The organism is Haladaptatus sp. SPP-AMP-3 (genome assembly GCF_049568665.1).
GTDB classification, from domain to species: Archaea; Halobacteriota; Halobacteria; order Halobacteriales; family Haladaptataceae; genus Haladaptatus; species Haladaptatus paucihalophilus.
Window position 1 is genome coordinate 201,732 of sequence record NZ_CP145902.1, and the last position, 16,320, is coordinate 218,051.

The 16,320-nt window shown below is 57.1% G+C and carries 16 protein-coding genes; 4 read left to right on the plus strand and 12 right to left on the minus strand.

Annotated elements, in window-relative coordinates; translation table 11 throughout:
• Positions 1-294: 294 nt before the first annotated feature.
• The 3 genes from V5735_RS23810 to V5735_RS23820 are packed head-to-tail and all read right to left on the minus strand — an operon-like array spanning position 295 to position 3,798.
• Positions 295-1,791 carry a cobyric acid synthase gene (locus V5735_RS23810; protein WP_423747572.1) on the minus strand — a complete coding sequence of 499 codons (1,497 nt, stop codon included), beginning with the start codon at positions 1,789-1,791 and terminating at the stop codon, positions 295-297.
• Positions 1,791-2,498 carry a cob(I)yrinic acid a,c-diamide adenosyltransferase gene (locus tag V5735_RS23815; protein WP_423747573.1) on the minus strand — a complete coding sequence of 236 codons (708 nt, stop codon included), beginning with the start codon at positions 2,496-2,498 and terminating at the stop codon, positions 1,791-1,793. The genes V5735_RS23810 and V5735_RS23815 overlap by 1 nt, the downstream gene beginning before the upstream one ends.
• 1 nt (position 2,499) lies before the next feature.
• Positions 2,500-3,798: a cobyrinic acid a,c-diamide synthase gene (locus V5735_RS23820; protein WP_423747574.1), complete on the minus strand. Its 1,299-nt coding sequence runs from the start codon at positions 3,796-3,798 to the stop codon at positions 2,500-2,502.
• A 167-nt stretch (positions 3,799-3,965) separates the two neighbouring features.
• Here V5735_RS23820 and V5735_RS23825 point away from each other — a divergent pair, with 167 nt between their 5' ends.
• Complete coding sequence (locus V5735_RS23825) at positions 3,966-5,051, plus strand: PGF-CTERM-anchored ABC transporter substrate-binding protein (RefSeq protein WP_423747575.1); 1,086 nt, start codon at positions 3,966-3,968, stop codon at positions 5,049-5,051.
• 27 nt (positions 5,052-5,078) lie between these two features.
• Here V5735_RS23825 and V5735_RS23830 read toward each other — a convergent pair whose 3' ends face one another.
• The 7 genes from V5735_RS23830 to V5735_RS23860 are packed head-to-tail and all read right to left on the minus strand — an operon-like array spanning position 5,079 to position 10,575.
• Complete coding sequence (locus tag V5735_RS23830; protein WP_423747234.1) at positions 5,079-5,786, minus strand: adenosylcobinamide amidohydrolase; 708 nt, start codon at positions 5,784-5,786, stop codon at positions 5,079-5,081.
• Positions 5,779-6,789, minus strand: coding sequence for a threonine-phosphate decarboxylase (locus V5735_RS23835; RefSeq protein ID WP_423747235.1), 1,011 nt, complete (start codon positions 6,787-6,789; stop codon positions 5,779-5,781). The genes V5735_RS23830 and V5735_RS23835 overlap by 8 nt, the downstream gene beginning before the upstream one ends.
• Complete coding sequence (gene cobT, locus V5735_RS23840; protein ID WP_423747236.1) at positions 6,779-7,780, minus strand: nicotinate mononucleotide-dependent phosphoribosyltransferase CobT; 1,002 nt, start codon at positions 7,778-7,780, stop codon at positions 6,779-6,781. The genes V5735_RS23835 and cobT overlap by 11 nt, the downstream gene beginning before the upstream one ends.
• Positions 7,777-8,322, minus strand: coding sequence for an NTP transferase domain-containing protein (locus V5735_RS23845; RefSeq protein ID WP_423747237.1), 546 nt, complete (start codon positions 8,320-8,322; stop codon positions 7,777-7,779). Before V5735_RS23845 ends, cobT begins: the two co-directional genes overlap by 4 nt.
• Positions 8,322-9,062: an adenosylcobinamide-GDP ribazoletransferase gene (gene cobS, locus V5735_RS23850; protein ID WP_423747238.1), complete on the minus strand. Its 741-nt coding sequence runs from the start codon at positions 9,060-9,062 to the stop codon at positions 8,322-8,324. Before cobS ends, V5735_RS23845 begins: the two co-directional genes overlap by 1 nt.
• Complete coding sequence (gene cbiB / locus V5735_RS23855; protein WP_423747239.1) at positions 9,053-9,955, minus strand: adenosylcobinamide-phosphate synthase CbiB; 903 nt, start codon at positions 9,953-9,955, stop codon at positions 9,053-9,055. Before cbiB ends, cobS begins: the two co-directional genes overlap by 10 nt.
• Complete coding sequence (locus V5735_RS23860; protein WP_423747240.1) at positions 9,952-10,575, minus strand: HAD family hydrolase; 624 nt, start codon at positions 10,573-10,575, stop codon at positions 9,952-9,954. The genes cbiB and V5735_RS23860 overlap by 4 nt, the downstream gene beginning before the upstream one ends.
• Before the next feature lie 11 nt (positions 10,576-10,586).
• Here V5735_RS23860 and V5735_RS23865 point away from each other — a divergent pair, with 11 nt between their 5' ends.
• Positions 10,587-11,288: an ABC transporter substrate-binding protein gene (locus V5735_RS23865; protein WP_423747241.1), complete on the plus strand. Its 702-nt coding sequence runs from the start codon at positions 10,587-10,589 to the stop codon at positions 11,286-11,288.
• A 97-nt stretch (positions 11,289-11,385) separates the two neighbouring features.
• Positions 11,386-12,216, plus strand: a complete 831-nt coding sequence (locus V5735_RS23870) for a hypothetical protein (RefSeq protein WP_423747242.1) — start codon at positions 11,386-11,388, stop codon at positions 12,214-12,216.
• A gap of 89 nt (positions 12,217-12,305) precedes the next feature.
• Here V5735_RS23870 and V5735_RS23875 read toward each other — a convergent pair whose 3' ends face one another.
• Positions 12,306-12,650, minus strand: coding sequence for a universal stress protein (locus tag V5735_RS23875; RefSeq protein ID WP_423747243.1), 345 nt, complete (start codon positions 12,648-12,650; stop codon positions 12,306-12,308).
• A 493-nt stretch (positions 12,651-13,143) separates the two neighbouring features.
• On the minus strand, positions 13,144-14,454 hold the full coding sequence (locus V5735_RS23880) for an aspartate aminotransferase family protein (RefSeq protein WP_423747244.1): 1,311 nt from the start codon (positions 14,452-14,454) through the stop codon (positions 13,144-13,146).
• Between the two features lie 310 nt (positions 14,455-14,764).
• On the opposite strand from V5735_RS23880, the gene V5735_RS23885 reads away from it, so the two are divergent.
• Positions 14,765-16,144 carry an NAD-dependent succinate-semialdehyde dehydrogenase gene (locus tag V5735_RS23885; protein ID WP_423747245.1) on the plus strand — a complete coding sequence of 460 codons (1,380 nt, stop codon included), beginning with the start codon at positions 14,765-14,767 and terminating at the stop codon, positions 16,142-16,144.
• The last annotated feature ends 176 nt before the right edge of the window (positions 16,145-16,320 follow it).

The following is a 16,320-nucleotide window of genomic DNA, read 5'->3' on the forward strand; positions in this document are numbered from 1 at the left end:
TGATTGCGATTCTATGCGTCTGGAGAGAGCCACACTTATACATTAATAATTCTGGTGCGATTATCGAAATTAGCGTTAGAATGAGAATAGGACACGGTTCAATAGTTCCGATAAAATCCGACATCACACTCGACGTCTATCACATCCCATCAATTTTCTCGCGAGCACTTCTCATTGCCCACTGTAGGGACACATTGCCAGTCGAACTGAGTAAGGGGGTAAACGGATCAGACACGGTCCATTCTTCCTTAGTCATACGTACCTGGTCAGAGCAATCTAACGCGGGTGACTCGGTTACCGATCCAGATCGACAAATTTCTGAAACAGCCGAGGAACACTCACCTTGAGAAGATCAGCAGCAGCGTCGTAGGGGGACTGAAACGAATCCCTTTCTTCAAGATACCGTGTCCCTGCAGACTGAAACACTGCCTTCACGAACGCTGTTCGGGCGTTCTCGTTTTCAAAGAAGCCGTGGAGGTACGTTCCGAGAACCGAATTCACCGCGGCACTCCCCTCACCAATCGGTTGCGCGACCGGTCGCGTTGCAGTAGTTTGGCCCGTGTGAATCTCGTACCCATAAACCGTCCCCGCTGCTTCAGACAGTAACCCAACTGGATCTAGCGTTCGAGTTACTCGCTCAACGTGTTTTTCAGTCGTAAAGCGCGTTTCGACGGGGAGCAAATCGAGACCGCGCACAGTATCGTGGTCGTCGGTGCTTTCGAGTGATGCGTTTGTAATTCGTTCACCCAGCATCTGATAGCCACCACAGAGCCCGACAATAGGGCCGGAAAAGTCCGCTAACTGCTCATCGAACCCTGCGTTCCGCAGAGCGAGCAAATCATCGACGGTGTTCTTCGACCCGGGAAGCACGACAGCATCGGCGTGGCCAAGAGTGGACTGGAGTGGTAGGTACGCAACACGGACACCGGATTCGTTCGCTAACGGTTCGAGATCGGTGAAGTTCGAGATGCGTGGCAAGCGTGGAACACCGATCGTGATGGCATTCGAGTCCGGAACGCCGTCATCGTCACCGAAAATCGCCGTCTTCCCTTGCTGTGGCAGTGAGACGCTGTCCTCCTCCGGGAGACCAGGATCATCGTACGGCAACACGCCGAGAATCGGGATACCCGTTCGATCTTCGATCGCTTCGATACCGGGGTCCAATAGCGACTCGTCTCCACGAAACTTCGTGATAATCGCTCCCTGGACACGGTCACGAACATCGTCGGGCATGAGTTCCAGTGTTCCGTACAGACTGGCGAACGCCCCACCACGTTCGATGTTGACGAGCAGGAGGACCGACGCGTCCGCAAACCGCGCAGTCTCCACGTTCGCGAGATCCCGATGGTGAAGATTGATTTCAGCGACGCTACCGGCACCTTCGGCAACGATGACGTCGTGGTCCGTTGCCAATCGTTCGTAGGATTCGATAGCAGCGCGTCTGGCCCGCTCCCACTGTGACTCGTAGTACCCTCCGGCCGCAATATTTTCGACGGCTTCCCCCTGGAGAATGAGTTGGCTTTCACCGTCCCCCCGTGGTTTGAGCAGAACGGGATTCATATCCGTCGTCGCCGGGATTCGAGCAGCTCGTGCCTGTACGTACTGCGAAACGCCGATTTCGCCCCACTCACCGTCGGGAGCAACGGCTACCCGAGCGTTGTTGCTCATGTTTTGCGCTTTGAACGGCGCGACCGACACGCCACGTCGGGCAAGAAGTCGGCACAGTCCCGCAGCGACGGTGCTCTTTCCGACGTGGCTTTCGGTTCCCGCGACGAGCACCGTCTCCGTCATCAGTACTCGGTTCCTTTGCGGGCGCGCTGCCCATCGTCGATAGGGTGTTTTTCCTTCCGAACGTTAGTGACCAGGTTCGCATGGTCGTAGAGATACTCCGGTTTTTGGTGTCCGCCCGTAAGAACCAACTCCAGAGTGTCGGGCTTGGATTCGACGAGTTCGACGAGCGACTCCGAGTCGATCAGCTCGCGGTTCACCGCGTAGAGGATTTCGTCCAGAATCAGCATGTGAACTCCGTCTTCGGGTGACCCGTCGAACGGAAGCGGTTCATCGAGCGACGCCTCGCCTGCGGCGTGGACGAGTTCTTCAGCCCGGGAAAACCCACCTTTCGCCTTGGCGACGTGTTCGTCGTCGTCCGACCCGTCGAGGAATCCATGCCAACCGTAGTTTCCCGTGTTTTCGTACGTGAATCCGGGAAAGTGCTCGATGGCATTGTACTCCCCACGAACATCTTCGACGCTCGATGCGCCACCCTTCATGAATTGGAGCATGTGGACGCGATACCCGTGCCCCGCGGCGCGAAAGCCCATCCCCAGCGAAGCGGTGGTCTTTCCCTTTCCATCGCCCCACCAGAGTTGAACGAGACCAAACTCGTCGGGGGCATCGGGTTCGATTGGCCGGGATGTCGGTGTCCGCCCCTTGCCGGGCGTTTGTTTCAGCTGTTCGGTACGGTTCGTCTCGGTGGATTTGGGATCGTTTTCTGACATCTTATAGTGAATCGATAAAGGCGTCGAACGCGCCGCTCGCGGCGTGAGCGTGACAGTACGTGCCGACCGTTTCGAACTCCGTCAACCCGTCATGTTCCCCGTTGATGCCGGTTCCGCGTCTCACGTCGAAGGCGAAGGTGGCATCGGACGCGACATCCGCGCTCGAATAATGAAACTCGTGTCCTCGAATCGTCGTCCCGCTATCGATACCGAACGACTTCGAGCGAGCACGAAGTTCGACGTGGTCGAGTGCCTGATACCGCTCGTGCATTCGAACGTCGGCAGGGAGTACTCCCGCCATCGAATACGTTCGCTCGTTCGTCGTGGTGAGTGATTCAGCCAATATCATTAGACCGCCACACTCGCCGAGAATCGGCAGTCCATCGCTCGCTCGGTCCGAAAGCGTCGAAAGCGACGGGCTGTCGGCGAGTCGTTTTGCATGGAGTTCCGGATAGCCGCCGGGGAGATAGACGCCATCGCAGTCGGGCAGGTCGTCACCCGCCGTCGGCGCGAACGTCACCACCTCGGTCCGGGCTCGAAGTCGTTCCATGACTGCGGGATAGACGAAGCGAAATGCCGCATCCTGAGCGACTGCAACCCGGCGATTTCGAGCGGGATTCGGTTCCTGAACCGGTAGGTGAGGTGGCTCACGAGCGATATCCAACAGCCGGTTCGCACGAACGTGTACAGCGGCCTCGTCGAGCGCCTCCGTCTCCACCGGGCGTTCGTCACCCATCTGCAGTCCGAGGTGGCGGTCGGGAATTTCGAGGTCGGACATCGGTGGAATTCGACCGAAATACTCCAATTCGTCCGGGAGCGCATCGCGGATTCCTCGCTCGTGACGCCCGCCGTGGGCGCGTTGGGCGATGATACCGACGACGTCGATATCCCGACCCGCTCGTTCGGCGTACTCTCGAAATCCGAGTGCAGTCGCGGCGATACTCTCCATTCCGGCACTGGCATCGACAATGAGCACGACCGGAAGGTCGAGGACATCCGCAACCCGCGCGGTGCTCGATTGGTCCCCATCGTAGAGTCCCATCACTCCTTCAACGACGCAAACGTCGCCATTTCCACGGTCGTAATTTCGTCGCATCCCGTTTTTCCCTTCGAGCCACGTGTCGAGCGTGCGAGAGGGCCGTCCCGCAATAGCGGCGTGATGACTAGGGTCTATAAAATCCGGGCCCGCTTTTGCGGGTTGAACTGTCTGACCAGTTGCTTCGAGAGCGCGAATAACCGCGAGTGTTGCGACGGTTTTGCCGACGCCTGATGCCGTCCCAGCGATTACGAATCCATTCATTTTTTGGGAGTGATGTGGGGTAGCTGCCGTTGTGGATGCGAACGACTGATTTTCACTCGTCGTTCGCATCGGTTGAGCGTCCTCACAGGGACTGACAGCAAGTCCAACGTATGAAAGTTAGATTGTGTTAGGTAAATATTTATTGTATACGTCCAAAGGGCAGTCACATGCGACAGAGGATACTCCTCGTCAGTCTTCTCCTCGTAGCAATGTTCGCCGTCTCGCCGACGGCAACCGCAACAGGGACCCAACAGTCGAACTGTTCGTTTCCAGTTTCCAAGGTAGATGCGACCGGAACGAGAGTAACGCTCGATGAAAAACCACAACGTGTCGTCACGCTCTCGCCGAGCGCTGCACAGATCATGTGGGAAATCGGTGCAAAAGATAAGGTCGTCGGTGTGACCCGGTACGCAAGCTACCTCGATGGTGCGGACGAAAAAGCGAACGTGTCCGGGACCGGGCAGGCGTTTGTAAACGTCGAAAAGGTGGTCTCGCTCGAACCGGACTTGGTCCTCGCACCGAACAGCGTCTCGAAGGAGACGGTCAAAAAGCTCCGTGACGCCGGGATGACAGTGTACGCGTATCGAAGTGCGACCACCATCGAGGACGTCTACCGCGACACCGCCGTCACAGGTTCCCTCGTCGGAGAATGTGATGGTTCGAAGAAAACCATCTCGTGGATGAAAGATCGTATCCGTACCGTCCGGCAGGCAATTGACGGGGAACAACGTCCGGACGTCCTCTACCTTTTCTACGGGTACACCTCCGGTAAAGGGACGTTCATCAACCAGATCATCCGAACCGCCGGAAGCAACAACGTCGCCACCAAGGTCGGCATCTCGGGGTACAAACAGATCAACAAAGAAGTCGTGGTAAAGCAGGACCCCGATTGGATCGTCCTCAATGAACAAGACCCGGCCGTCCCGGACGAAGCAGGATACCGGAACCTTACCGCCGTGCGGAAAAACCGGACGGTCGTGGTTCCCATCGAGTACATGAACCAACCCGCGCCGCGAGTAGTCTATGCTATCACGAACCTCACGAAACAGTTCCATCCGGATGCATATGCAGCGGCGAACGCGACCACAAACACGGCAGAATCCACGACTGGAACTACCACGAAAACGATGGAGACCGTCGATGAAGATGAAGCAACGACGACAACGGAATCGAACGGGCAACCGGGATTCGGCGTGACCAATGTCCTCGTTGCGATGGTCGGTGCACTTCTCTTGGTCCGTCGGTGGCGATGAATCGAAGACAGAAGCGATAGTTGGCTCTCAGAGCTGAAACGTCTCGCTTTGGACCTCGGTCGTGACGCCGTATTCCGCGTCCTCAACTGACGACGGGAGCTCCCGGTTCGCATACCGCGAACGGAGACTCGCTCGGACGGCGTCACGGACACACGCCCTCGCTGCTGCCCCAATTTGCGTCCCGCTTCCGGCAAAAGTTTCGGTTTCTCCGTTCGGGTCACACGCAGCGATAACCGCGTCCGTCGTCGTGCCAGGGAACCCCGTTTCGGCGAGTAGCGTCGCAGTTTTCGCTTCGACGGCGACCGACAGCAACGTCGTGAGGCTCCCATCGTCGAGTGCGTGGGTTGTTCCCAGAATGACATTCACAGTTCCAACGTCCGATTCGACATCCCATGTGTTGCCACGCGACTTCGTTTCCTCGCTCGGGGTCATCGGGAGCGCCGCGGGATTCGAGATACCGGCGGTGACGACCACTTCGACGGAGCCGTACCGTGCCCCGCGAGCGTGGCGAAGATCAACACCAGTGAGGAGCGTCGGACCGGAACGGTCGAACCCCGCCTCCGTTCGACGTTCGTCGATGTACGCGTCTAGGTCCGTCCGCTGGAACCCCTCTGGAACCGAGACGTTGTAGGCGGCGTTCGCGTCCGAAAACCCGCCGTTCCAACCGCTACTGAGCCATCTAGTTTCAGGGCGAGCGAGTCGGAGCACGTCATTCCGAACTGTCGTCTCAAACATCGTCGAGTACGTCCAACAATCGGTCGTTTTCGTCCGGCAAGCGTACTGCCACTCGAATATGTGAATCGAGACCGCGAAACGTCGTCGCGTCGCGGACGGCGACGCCTCGATCACGGGCGGTCCGAACGATTTCGTCGGGATCGCGCTCACCGGCGTCTAATAACAGGAATGGGGCGTCTGAGGGATGGACATCGAACGAAGCGGTAAGCGTCTCGCACATTCTGTTGCGCTCGTAGAGGACGCGGCCGCGGGTTTCGGTGATGAACTCGGAACACCCCATACTGTACGTTCCGACGGCCGCGGCAGGAGTTCCGAGCGTCCACGCTCGACGGGCGATTTCGAGACGATTCCTTCCTGAACCCGTCGCAACTGCGAATCCGGCACGCAACCCCGGCAAGCCGAACAACTTTGTCAGGGAACGAGCGACGACAACGCTCGCCTGACCTGCCATCGACTCCTGGTCGGTAAATCCAAGAAACGCCTCGTCGACGAGCAGTGTTGTTCCGGCATCCCGACACTGTTCCGCGTAGTGACGGAGTTCGTCAGCATCGTAGAGATCACCGGTTGGGTTATTCGGATTGCAGACGATGACGAGTGCGTGGTCGGTCGGATCCGTTTCGAGAATGCGGCCGTGGGGAACGAACTCGGGGGTTGCACCCTGGAGGCGTACTTCGCGATGATACTCGCCGAAACTGGGGAACGGAACGAGTACCGAATCGCCCGCCGAAACCGTCGTTTCGATGGTCAGTCGAATGGCGGCGAGACCACCCGGCGTCGGAATTACTTCCTCGGGTGTACAGCCGACGTAATCGGCTGCCGCCGTCCGATACTCCGGGTAGTCGTCTGGTGGATACGTTCCCGATGATTGCAGCGCGTCACGGTACACGGCTTTTACACCGGTCGGTATCCGCGGGTTGATATTGGCACTGAAGTCGATCAAATCCGGGTTATCGGAACTCCCGTGGGGAACGCGTTCGACGGCGTCGATGGCGTCAGGATCCATCCGCGTCACCGTCGATTCGGTCGTACACTTCGATAACGCTGTCTCGGATCGAATCCATCTCGACATTTGCTCGGTGGGCGAGCGCGAGCGCACCACCCATTCCGACGCCCTCTTTTCCTTCCCCTTCGACGTACCGCCGCATCGAGACGTGGTCGTCCTCGTCGAATTTCGGGTCGGTGACTTCGAGTTCGAGATCGAGCCTATCGCACGCTCGGTCGAGCGCGACCGTCTCGTCGTCGGCGACGAAGGATGTCGTGGCCAGTCCGAGCGCATCGTCGATTCCGGCGTGGCGAACGAGCGACGCCGCCGCGAGCATTTGCGTTCCACCAGCGAGGGTCACATCGATTCCGGATTCGAGGGCACCGACGGTGAATCCCGCCACAGTGGCGAGAACGGGGTCACCCATGCGATTCACCGCGAAGACGGGATCACCGGCTGCGTCTCCCCGACCCAGGTCGCTTTCGGCTAACGCCTCCGAGACGACGTTTCGTTTGAGGCGAAGTGGGTTGTCCGGAAGCGATGACGAAACGGTGATATCTTCGTCCAATGCCGTGAGAACTCCCAAGGCAGTCGTTGTCCCGCCAGGAATCGTCTCGGCGATCATGGCTGAATCGTCAGGAAGTGCCGCACCAAATCGTCGTGCTTCCTCATAGACCTTCTGTGCACATGGAACCGGTTCCGCCTCTCGAACGTCTCTGCCTCCTCGTGCACCGACCGAAACCGTCGGCGTACTCGTCGGACGTATCAACCCGGCATCGATGACGGTTAGATCGAAATCGAGCCGTTCCCGAACTGCTCGCGTTACGACGGCGGGTGTCGGACAGCCACTTGGACTGACTGGCACGATCGGTGCCCGAATCGGTTGTCCGTATTCGACGATTTCGATATCCGCACTTGGTGTATGTGCCATCAGGTCCGGGGCTGCACCGGCGGCACTGATCCCGTCGATTTCGGCAGTACGTGTCGTTCCCGCAGCGAGGACGAATCTCATATGAACGCCTCCGCCACGACCGCGTCGGTCTGTCGGTTCACGTTGACAGCGAGACGTGCATCGTAAGTAACAGACGTGGTTTCATCATCGCCGTTTCCTACGACGTTGAGTCCAGTCGGAGCGAGTTCCCGTCCTTCATGCTCGAACGTCGTGTCGGTCCCCACTCCCAACTGCTGCTTGAGGGCGGCGGGTGCACAGACCGTGAGCGAACCGCGGTCGTGTACGGAGATGACACGGTCGAGACACTTTCCGGCGAGAAGCGGGAGGTCCGACACGACGGTGAGAATCGGTAGTTCGACGCGTTCGAGTGCGTACGAGAGGTCTTCGACGTACCCGTCTCCGGGTGCATCGATGATGGATAGCGCGCGCGAGTCGAGATGGCGCCGCGTTTCCGGAGTGTGTGGGGAGACGACTGCGTGAACGGAATCGATTCGACTCTCTGCGACGGCGGTGTAGACGCGGTTCACCATCGGTACACCGTCGATTTCGAACATCGGCTTCTCGACGGATGCGTCGAGCCGCGTTCCTTTGCCACCGCTCATCAAAAGAGCGTCCACACGACCACCCCCACGTGAAGCGCAACCAATCGGGAAAGTTCGTTAGTAGCACCGAACACGTCGCCGCTGATGCCGCCGAGCCACGACCGCACCCACCGACCGACGACGGCAGTGGTGAGCAAACTGGCACTTATCATCACGATACCGACCAGCGGAGACCAGGAAAGAGCTAGTGTCGGGACCGAGACGATAGCCGCAACGACGAATCCCCGGGGAGTCTGGTCCATGAGCTGAGACCCTAATCCCTCGTGTGCGGGCGAACCGAACGCCGCCAATCCCGCCATCCCGAGTTTTGCACTCACCTCAGCAGTTACCACGATGGCGACGATGGCTTCGAGCGGAAGCGCGACCACCCCGACCGCGGCGAGCGCAAGTCCGGCAACGAGGAGGGCAACGGCGAGAAGGGCACCGACGCCGACATCCGTATCTTTCATCACGGCACGGCGTTTCTCCGCCCCGTGTACCGCGGCCGCATCACCGAGGTCAGCCAATCCATCGACGTGATTGATACCAGTAACCCCATACACAGTCGCGAGGAACAACGCGGCATCGACGGGCGTGGAAAGCGGGAGCAGGAGCGGAACGGCGAGAAACACACCGATGACGTATCCTGCCAAAGGAAACGCGACCGAACTGCGCCGAAACGCGTCCCACGCAGCCTCATCGTGTCCTACCGGAAGCCGACTCAAGAACCCGAGCGCGCCACGAACCGCCGTTAGAACCACGCGACCACCCCCGCGATGACGTACGCGAGAAGGCTCGCCCGCCGAACGACACTCACTCCCTGTCTCACATCGGCAACGGTCGGGAGCTGTGCGCGGGGATTGAGCGTATAAACGCCCGGCTTTTCGAAACGGGTGTCGAGTGCGGCGGCGAGGGTCGCCATCGGCCACCCGGAGTTCGGCGACGGGGGTTCGTGGGCCCACGAACGAGCATCCGAAAGGAAATCAGTTCCAAGACTGGCGACCGCGATGAGTGCGGCGCTGAGTCGTGCCGGAATCCACATCACCGCATCGTCGAGTCGCGCGCTCGCCCACCCGACAGGTTTCGAACGATAACCCAACATGGAGTCGAGCGTGTTGACCGCCTTCACCCACGTCGCCGCAGCAGCGGCCAGCGGAAGCGAAATGGGAGCACAGATGGCGAAGGCGAACAGGGACGCCACGAGACCATCGGCCAAATTCTCGGATAGACTTTCGGCAACTGCGCTTCGAACTTCTCCCGGTGAGAGTGACGACGCGTCGCGCCCTGCAAGCGCTCGTACCTCCGTCCGGGCAGACTCGATATTCGTCCCGGTCAGTTCCGTCACGTCGGTCGCGGTTTCGAGAAGCATCCGCATGCTCGTTGTCGTGAACAGCACGATGCCAGCGAGAACGGTAGCGACGAATGGATGCACTGCGAGGGCTATCTGAACGAGGACACCAACACCGATGGCAGCTATTGCGGGCAACCCCAATGCGATTAGGAGGCCGGTCCGTCGAGGGGCAGACCACTCGCGGTCAGTCGCAGCAATCACTTTCCCGAACCAGACAACGGGATGCACCCGCGTGGGTGGTTCCATGAAGAACCACTCTAGCAAGAGCGCGATCGTGACTCCGAGGACGCCATAAAGAGTCATTCAGGGCACTCCATTTCCCTCGAAATTTCGCTCAGTGTGACGTCATCAAGTAGAATCGCGGTGGCTCCCGCGTCGGTTGCCCCTCCATCCGTTTCTGGATCGTCACCGATGTGCGTGAGTTCTGAAAGTGGGACGTCGAGACGAGCAGATATTTCGCGAAACGCACGTTCGTCCGGTTTCCGCCATCCACATTCGACGCTACTGACGACCGCATCGAAAACGTCTGGATCAAGGTCGGACTGAGAAAGGGTATGTTGGACGAGTCGCGGAACACTACAGTTCGAGAGGATTCCAATCGACCCACATCCGTTGGCAGAGGCAACGGCGTTTTTAGCCCCTGTTCGCGTGCGAATTGGGGTTTCGAATGCATCGAGAAGTGATGTTCGAACGATCGAGCGTGAGACGTCTCTCCCACGACTCTCCAATCCCACTTTCACGTGGTCGACGAGCGAGAGCTCGGCACCCGGGGAAACATCGAGATGAGGGGTCGTATAGACATGCCGCCAGTCAGACGGGATGGGAACATCTCGCTCGGAGAGTGCAGTCGCAACGGCTTGTGCAGGGTCATCTGGCGGTGTGACTTCGACGAGCGTCCCGAAGAGGTCGAACGAAACTGCCACGACCGAACGATATGTGGACCATCTATTTGAATGCGGAGGAACTCCCCGTCTTTGAGGACATCTCGATCGTCCAGGAGACGATCGCCGACCCTGGACTCGATGCGGAGTTGGTAGCGACCCATCCCCATATGCTCGAAGACGTTCTCGACGATATCGAACGAATTGGTCAGGCAGTAGACCGGGAACAGAAAACAGTTGAATTACGTACGTCCCTCGAACGGCGAATCAAAGCGGTTCGCGAACGAATAGGTGATGCGGAAGATCGCCCAAGTATGACCGTCCTTGATTGGTTCGATCCGCTAATGATAAGCGGTCACTGGGTTCCTGAGTTGGTCCAAATTGCAGGTGGGAAGTCCCGTCTTTCCAACCCAGGCGAACGGTCTAAACCGATCGAATGGTCGTCATTGCAATCGGCAGACCCTGATATCATCGTCACAGCACCGTGTGGATTCGCTCTCGAACGGACGAGCGCAAATATCGACGGCCTCTACCAGTCTCGATGGCTGGGGATCGCTCAAACAGTCAAGCAGAAGCAAGCGTATGCTATCGACGGAAACCACTACCTCAATCGGCCAGGACCGAGACTTGTCGACACGCTCGAATTTCTGGCCTCGATTCTCCACACAGGGTACTTTCCAGACCCGCCTGCCGATGCGGTCAGTCGAGTTGATTCTCTATTGCAATCTGCGAAACAGGCCGATAGTGGTTCGTGAATCGCTAACTAATTCATCGAGTTGCTCTCGCTGCTGACCGCGGTCTCATCTCTCGCTCGAACCAGTATTTAACTTGGTTGGCAGAGGAACGACAACTATGTATGGCGTCCTCACTAGCGACCCTGACTTTGATCGAGAAGGAGTTGGCGACCTCTACTACATTACGGACGAGGTGAGTGGGGCCCGTCGGGAACCACTCGACGATGCGGTCAACTCCATCGCGTGTTGGGGAGATACAGAGACCATTCGCGACGAACCGGATCGAGCTGCGATTACCGCGACAGGAATCCGTGCAACCCCCAATGCAGAAGGACACCACTGGGGGACGGTTTGTCCAAACGACCGCGACTACCGCACAAAGCTCTTAGAAAGGATCGCAGCAGTCGGTGCGGAAAGCGACGTTCGGCTGACGACGCCCGGATTTCCTGGAAAACGATTCTGTCATTGTAACAGATGTGAACGCCGATTTGCAGAGAGTCGTCACGACGACCGCATTGCGTGGCGAGCCGAGACAATCACTGATTTCGTTAGTGATGCATCGAAGCAAGTAAAGGGAGCTCTGGTAGTAACATTGTATCCGGATCCGTATCCCGGACACCTTCGGGAACGTACCGGACTTGATCCACAGAGTCTCGCCCCATATGTCGATGGGTTCCTCGTGCCACTTTGCAGTATCAGTTACGAAACGACCTACTGGGTTGAATCATTAGCTCGTGGGTTCGCGACTGAACTCGAGAGTATGAACGTCCCGCTCACAATCCAGTTGTCGGGATCTGAAGCCGAGGTGAGCCGGCTCGCCGACGTGACACGGCGGGTCGAACCATACGCGGATGCTATCATCTTTGGAACCCCCAAAAACGACACAGAGGTCGTTCGGGAAGTCATCGAGCGCCGTGAGAAGACGGCTGCGTCGGTATCGGTTACGTAACCGTCATTATCCACTTCGCTTCGACAAATTCCACTTCGGCCGCTTGGAGCAATCGTTTCAGTTGGAAAGTCCATCGAGCAGGACGTAATTCATTTTTCCGAATCGGTACCGACAGTCAAGACTGGAACGGCGGCTTCTCCGACAACTCGCTCGGTGACACTTCTGATGAGACGGCGTTCTATTCCCGTCCGCCTGTGTGTCCTCATGATGACAAAATCGATGTCGTTGTTGCCAACACAGGAATGAGTATCGGTGCGACAGCGACAGTGAATGTAATGTGGCCTTCGCGACTCAAACTCAGCCGGTTCTTCTGAGGGTCTTTCGGTCGGGTACGTACATCTTACCCGAACGACGCCAAACTGGATTCGGTATACTGCCCAATTCTTCCTCAATATCCGATTCACGCCACCCAAGTGGCGATACTGCCACCACACTTCGCGTCGACTGCGTGTAGTCCTCCTTCTTTTTCGAACCCCGATTCGTAATCACTAACTCACTCGGATCGACCGCCCCACGCTCGAGCCGATCGACCCACGACCGTAATTCCTCACAGACTGCCACCGGGTCTCGATACGCATCCATCGCTCGAATCAACGCTTTCTGCGCCTCATCGATATACGACGGCGTACTCCGTTGACGGCACTCAATGCCCCGATATTTGTACTCGTCTTCACCAGCCACTTTCCCGAAGTACTTCGTTAACGTACCAGCGTCCGAATCACGTAAGGGAACGCAATCCAGTCGTAGTGGGTTTCGTGTTCAAACCGAATCTTCGCCTCCTCGAAAAATCTCCGAGACAAGTGCAGACAGTGAGGTCTGTTCTTCGCCTTCGATCGGAGTCATCCAGACGCTATTGCCCATCTGCCGCTGTCCTCACTCGATAAGAGGCCAACAGCTATTGGGTTGTTGAATGTATCACCGTTGATTTCAGACAACGTTTTCAAGCGCCTTTCGAAGCGCTTCGACTGCGTCTCCAAGTTGATCGCGCGAAATTGTCAGCGGTGGCTGGAAACGCATGACGTTTTTGTAGTATCCACCGACACCCATGACGACATTCGATTCTTCTCGGAGGAATTCACTAGTAGCAGAAGCAAGTTTACTATCCGGTCGAGGAGCGATATTCTGCGGCCCCATCGTCCCAGGTTCAACGAGTTCGATGCCCTGCATCAATCCAAGGCCACGCGCCTCACCAACCACGTCGTAGTCTGCTTCGAGCGTTTCAAGCTTCGATGCGAGCCACTCACCGTTTTGGCGTGCTTTCGTAATGATCTCGTCTCGTAATTCATCGATAGTAGCCAGCGCAGCTGCGCATGCGACGGGGTTACCGCCGAACGTCGAAAGATGGTCACCAGCCTCGAATGCGTCTGCAACCTCTTTCGATGCGGTGAACGCACCAAGCGGGAGTCCGTTCGCGATTCCTTTCGCTTGTGTCAGGATATCTGGCTCGATATCGAAATGATTGCTCGCAAATAATTTTCCGGTACGACCGTAGCCGGTCTGGACCTCATCTGCAATGAGTAGTGCACCGTGGTCGTGAGTTATCTCTTGGACGCGTTTGAGCCATGCATCCGAGGGAACGATAATACCAGCTTCACCCATAACAGGTTCGACGACAACTGCCGCAAGGTCACCGCTCGTATGCGAGCCAATGACCCGTTCGAGTTGGTCGGCACAGCTAGCATTACACTGATCGCCGTTACAACGGGGACATCGGTACGCATACGGTGGCGCAGTATGGGAGACATCGTTGATCGTTGGGGCCATATCCTGTTTGTACGCCTTGTTTCCCGTGAGTGCAAGGCTTCCAAGCGTGCGCCCATGGAACCCCATCTCGAGTGCGATGACCTCCTTGGACCCGGTGTACTTTCGCGCGAGCTTGATCGCTCCTTCGACTGCTTCCGTCCCGGAGTTACAGAAGAAGCTCTTCTCCAAATCCCTCGGTGTGATGTCAGCGATCGTTTCGGCGAGGTCAGCTACTGGCTCATTCGGGTGTACGTACGAGCAGCCGTGGATAAACTCTTCGAGCTGGGCTTTCGCAGCCTCGACGACAGCTTCGTTTCCATGGCCGACGTTCGTCACCGAGATTCCCGAAAACACGTCGAGATACTCGTTCCCATCGAAATCTTCGAGGGTACAACCGGATGCTCGCTTGACCGGGACGTTCAGTGATTTCCAGATAGGCATGACGTGGTCGTCGTAAGAGGACTCGATCGACCGATTTGTCTCCTGTTTCTGCATCACGCGATTATTAAGACTGAGTCCTAATAAATCATTCCTAGTGATATACAGTCCAGAAATAGAAGACATCGCTGGTCCATAAACAATAGGAAAATAGTGCGGCGAATCTTCGAAACTGGAACAAAACAGAACGAATCAATTGGCATCCTCGACAATTCACACCGCGATTCTGAATCAAACTAGGTTCTAAAATTAGAATTAGGGTGGGATTCAATCCCATTATCCTACGAAAAGTGGAACACTTATCAGTAGGTGGCGAGACCGTTGAGATATACGGGAGTCACAGCCCGTCCATCTTAAACAGACGAAAATGAGATCGATCAACCCAGCAACCGAAGACGTCATCGAAACGTACGACGAACACGACGAGCCAACGGTCAGCGCCCGATTGGACGAGGCATGGAGAGAATTCGAATCGTGGCGGACCGAGCCGATCGAACGTCGCGAAGCGCTGCTGGCGGATGTGGCTGACGTGCTGCGCGATAACGCCGACGAGTACGCGACTCGGATGACCACCGAAATGGGAAAACCCATCGAACAGGCGGTTGCCGAGGTCGAAAAGTGTGCGTGGGTCTGTGAGTACTACGCTGAGCACGCTGCAGAAACTCTGCAGAACGATCGGATCGGTACCGTCCCTGGATCAAAAACGTACGTCTCGTATGAGCCGATCGGGCCAATCCTCGCAGTAATGCCCTGGAACTATCCATTTTGGCAGGTTTTCAGGTTCGCTGCTCCCCACATCACTGCAGGGAACGTTACAGTGCTCAAACATGCACCGAACGTCTTCGGCTGTGCGCGAGCCATCGAATCGGTCTTCGAACGTGCTGGATACCCCAGCGGTGTTTTCACTTCCCTTCAAATTCCTACCGAACGAGTGTCGACTCTCATCGAAGATGATCGAATCAAGGGGGTGAGTCTGACAGGCAGTACGCGGGCGGGGCGAGCGGTTGCGGAGACGTCCGGCCACGAACTCAAACCGACCGTACTCGAACTCGGTGGGAGCGACCCATTCATCGTACTCGATGACGCGGCGATTGAACGTGCTGCCAAACAAGGGACCAAAGCTCGAACACAGAACAACGGACAGTCCTGTATTGCTGCCAAACGGTTTCTGGTACACGAAACAGTCTACGATGAGTTCCTCGAACGGTTTACCGAGGAGATGAACGCACTCACGGTCGGAGATCCATCGAAAGCGCAAACCGATATCGGGCCTCAAGCACGAGCGGATCTGTTAGAGTCGCTCCATGAACAAGTTACGCAGTCCGTCGAGTCTGGTGCGACACTTCACCTCGGAGGTAAACCGCTCGATCAGGCCGGTTACTATTATCCACCGACGATCCTCACCGACGTCCCGAATGATGCACCGGCAGCGACTGAGGAACTGTTCGGCCCGGTTGCCACCGTCCTCAAAGTCGAAACCGAACAGGAGGCAATTCGCGTGGCGAACGATACCCCATACGGACTCGGTGCAAGTATCTGGACGGGAGATACCGAACGCGGCGAAGCACTCACCCGGAAGATCACCGCTGGCAATGTCTTTGTCAACCAAGTCGTCGCATCGGACCCACGAGTTCCGTTCAGTGGTACGAAGGCCTCGGGCCACGGAACAGAGCTCTCCCACCACGGAATCCAAGAGTTCGTCACGAAGAAAACGATCTGGATCGACGAGGTGTCGGACAGCGTCTAGGTAGTGAACTCCGTCCTTCCATCCGCCTGCTTTACCCCACCGCATCGAGAAAGAACCCACGGACATCGAGAGGTTCCAGTTGATTAAGGTTCCCTAAATGACCATATTATTGGACTGTGTTTATGAATTTGAATAGAAATTGAACACAGAAAGATATATGGTGGGAAAGTTTGACT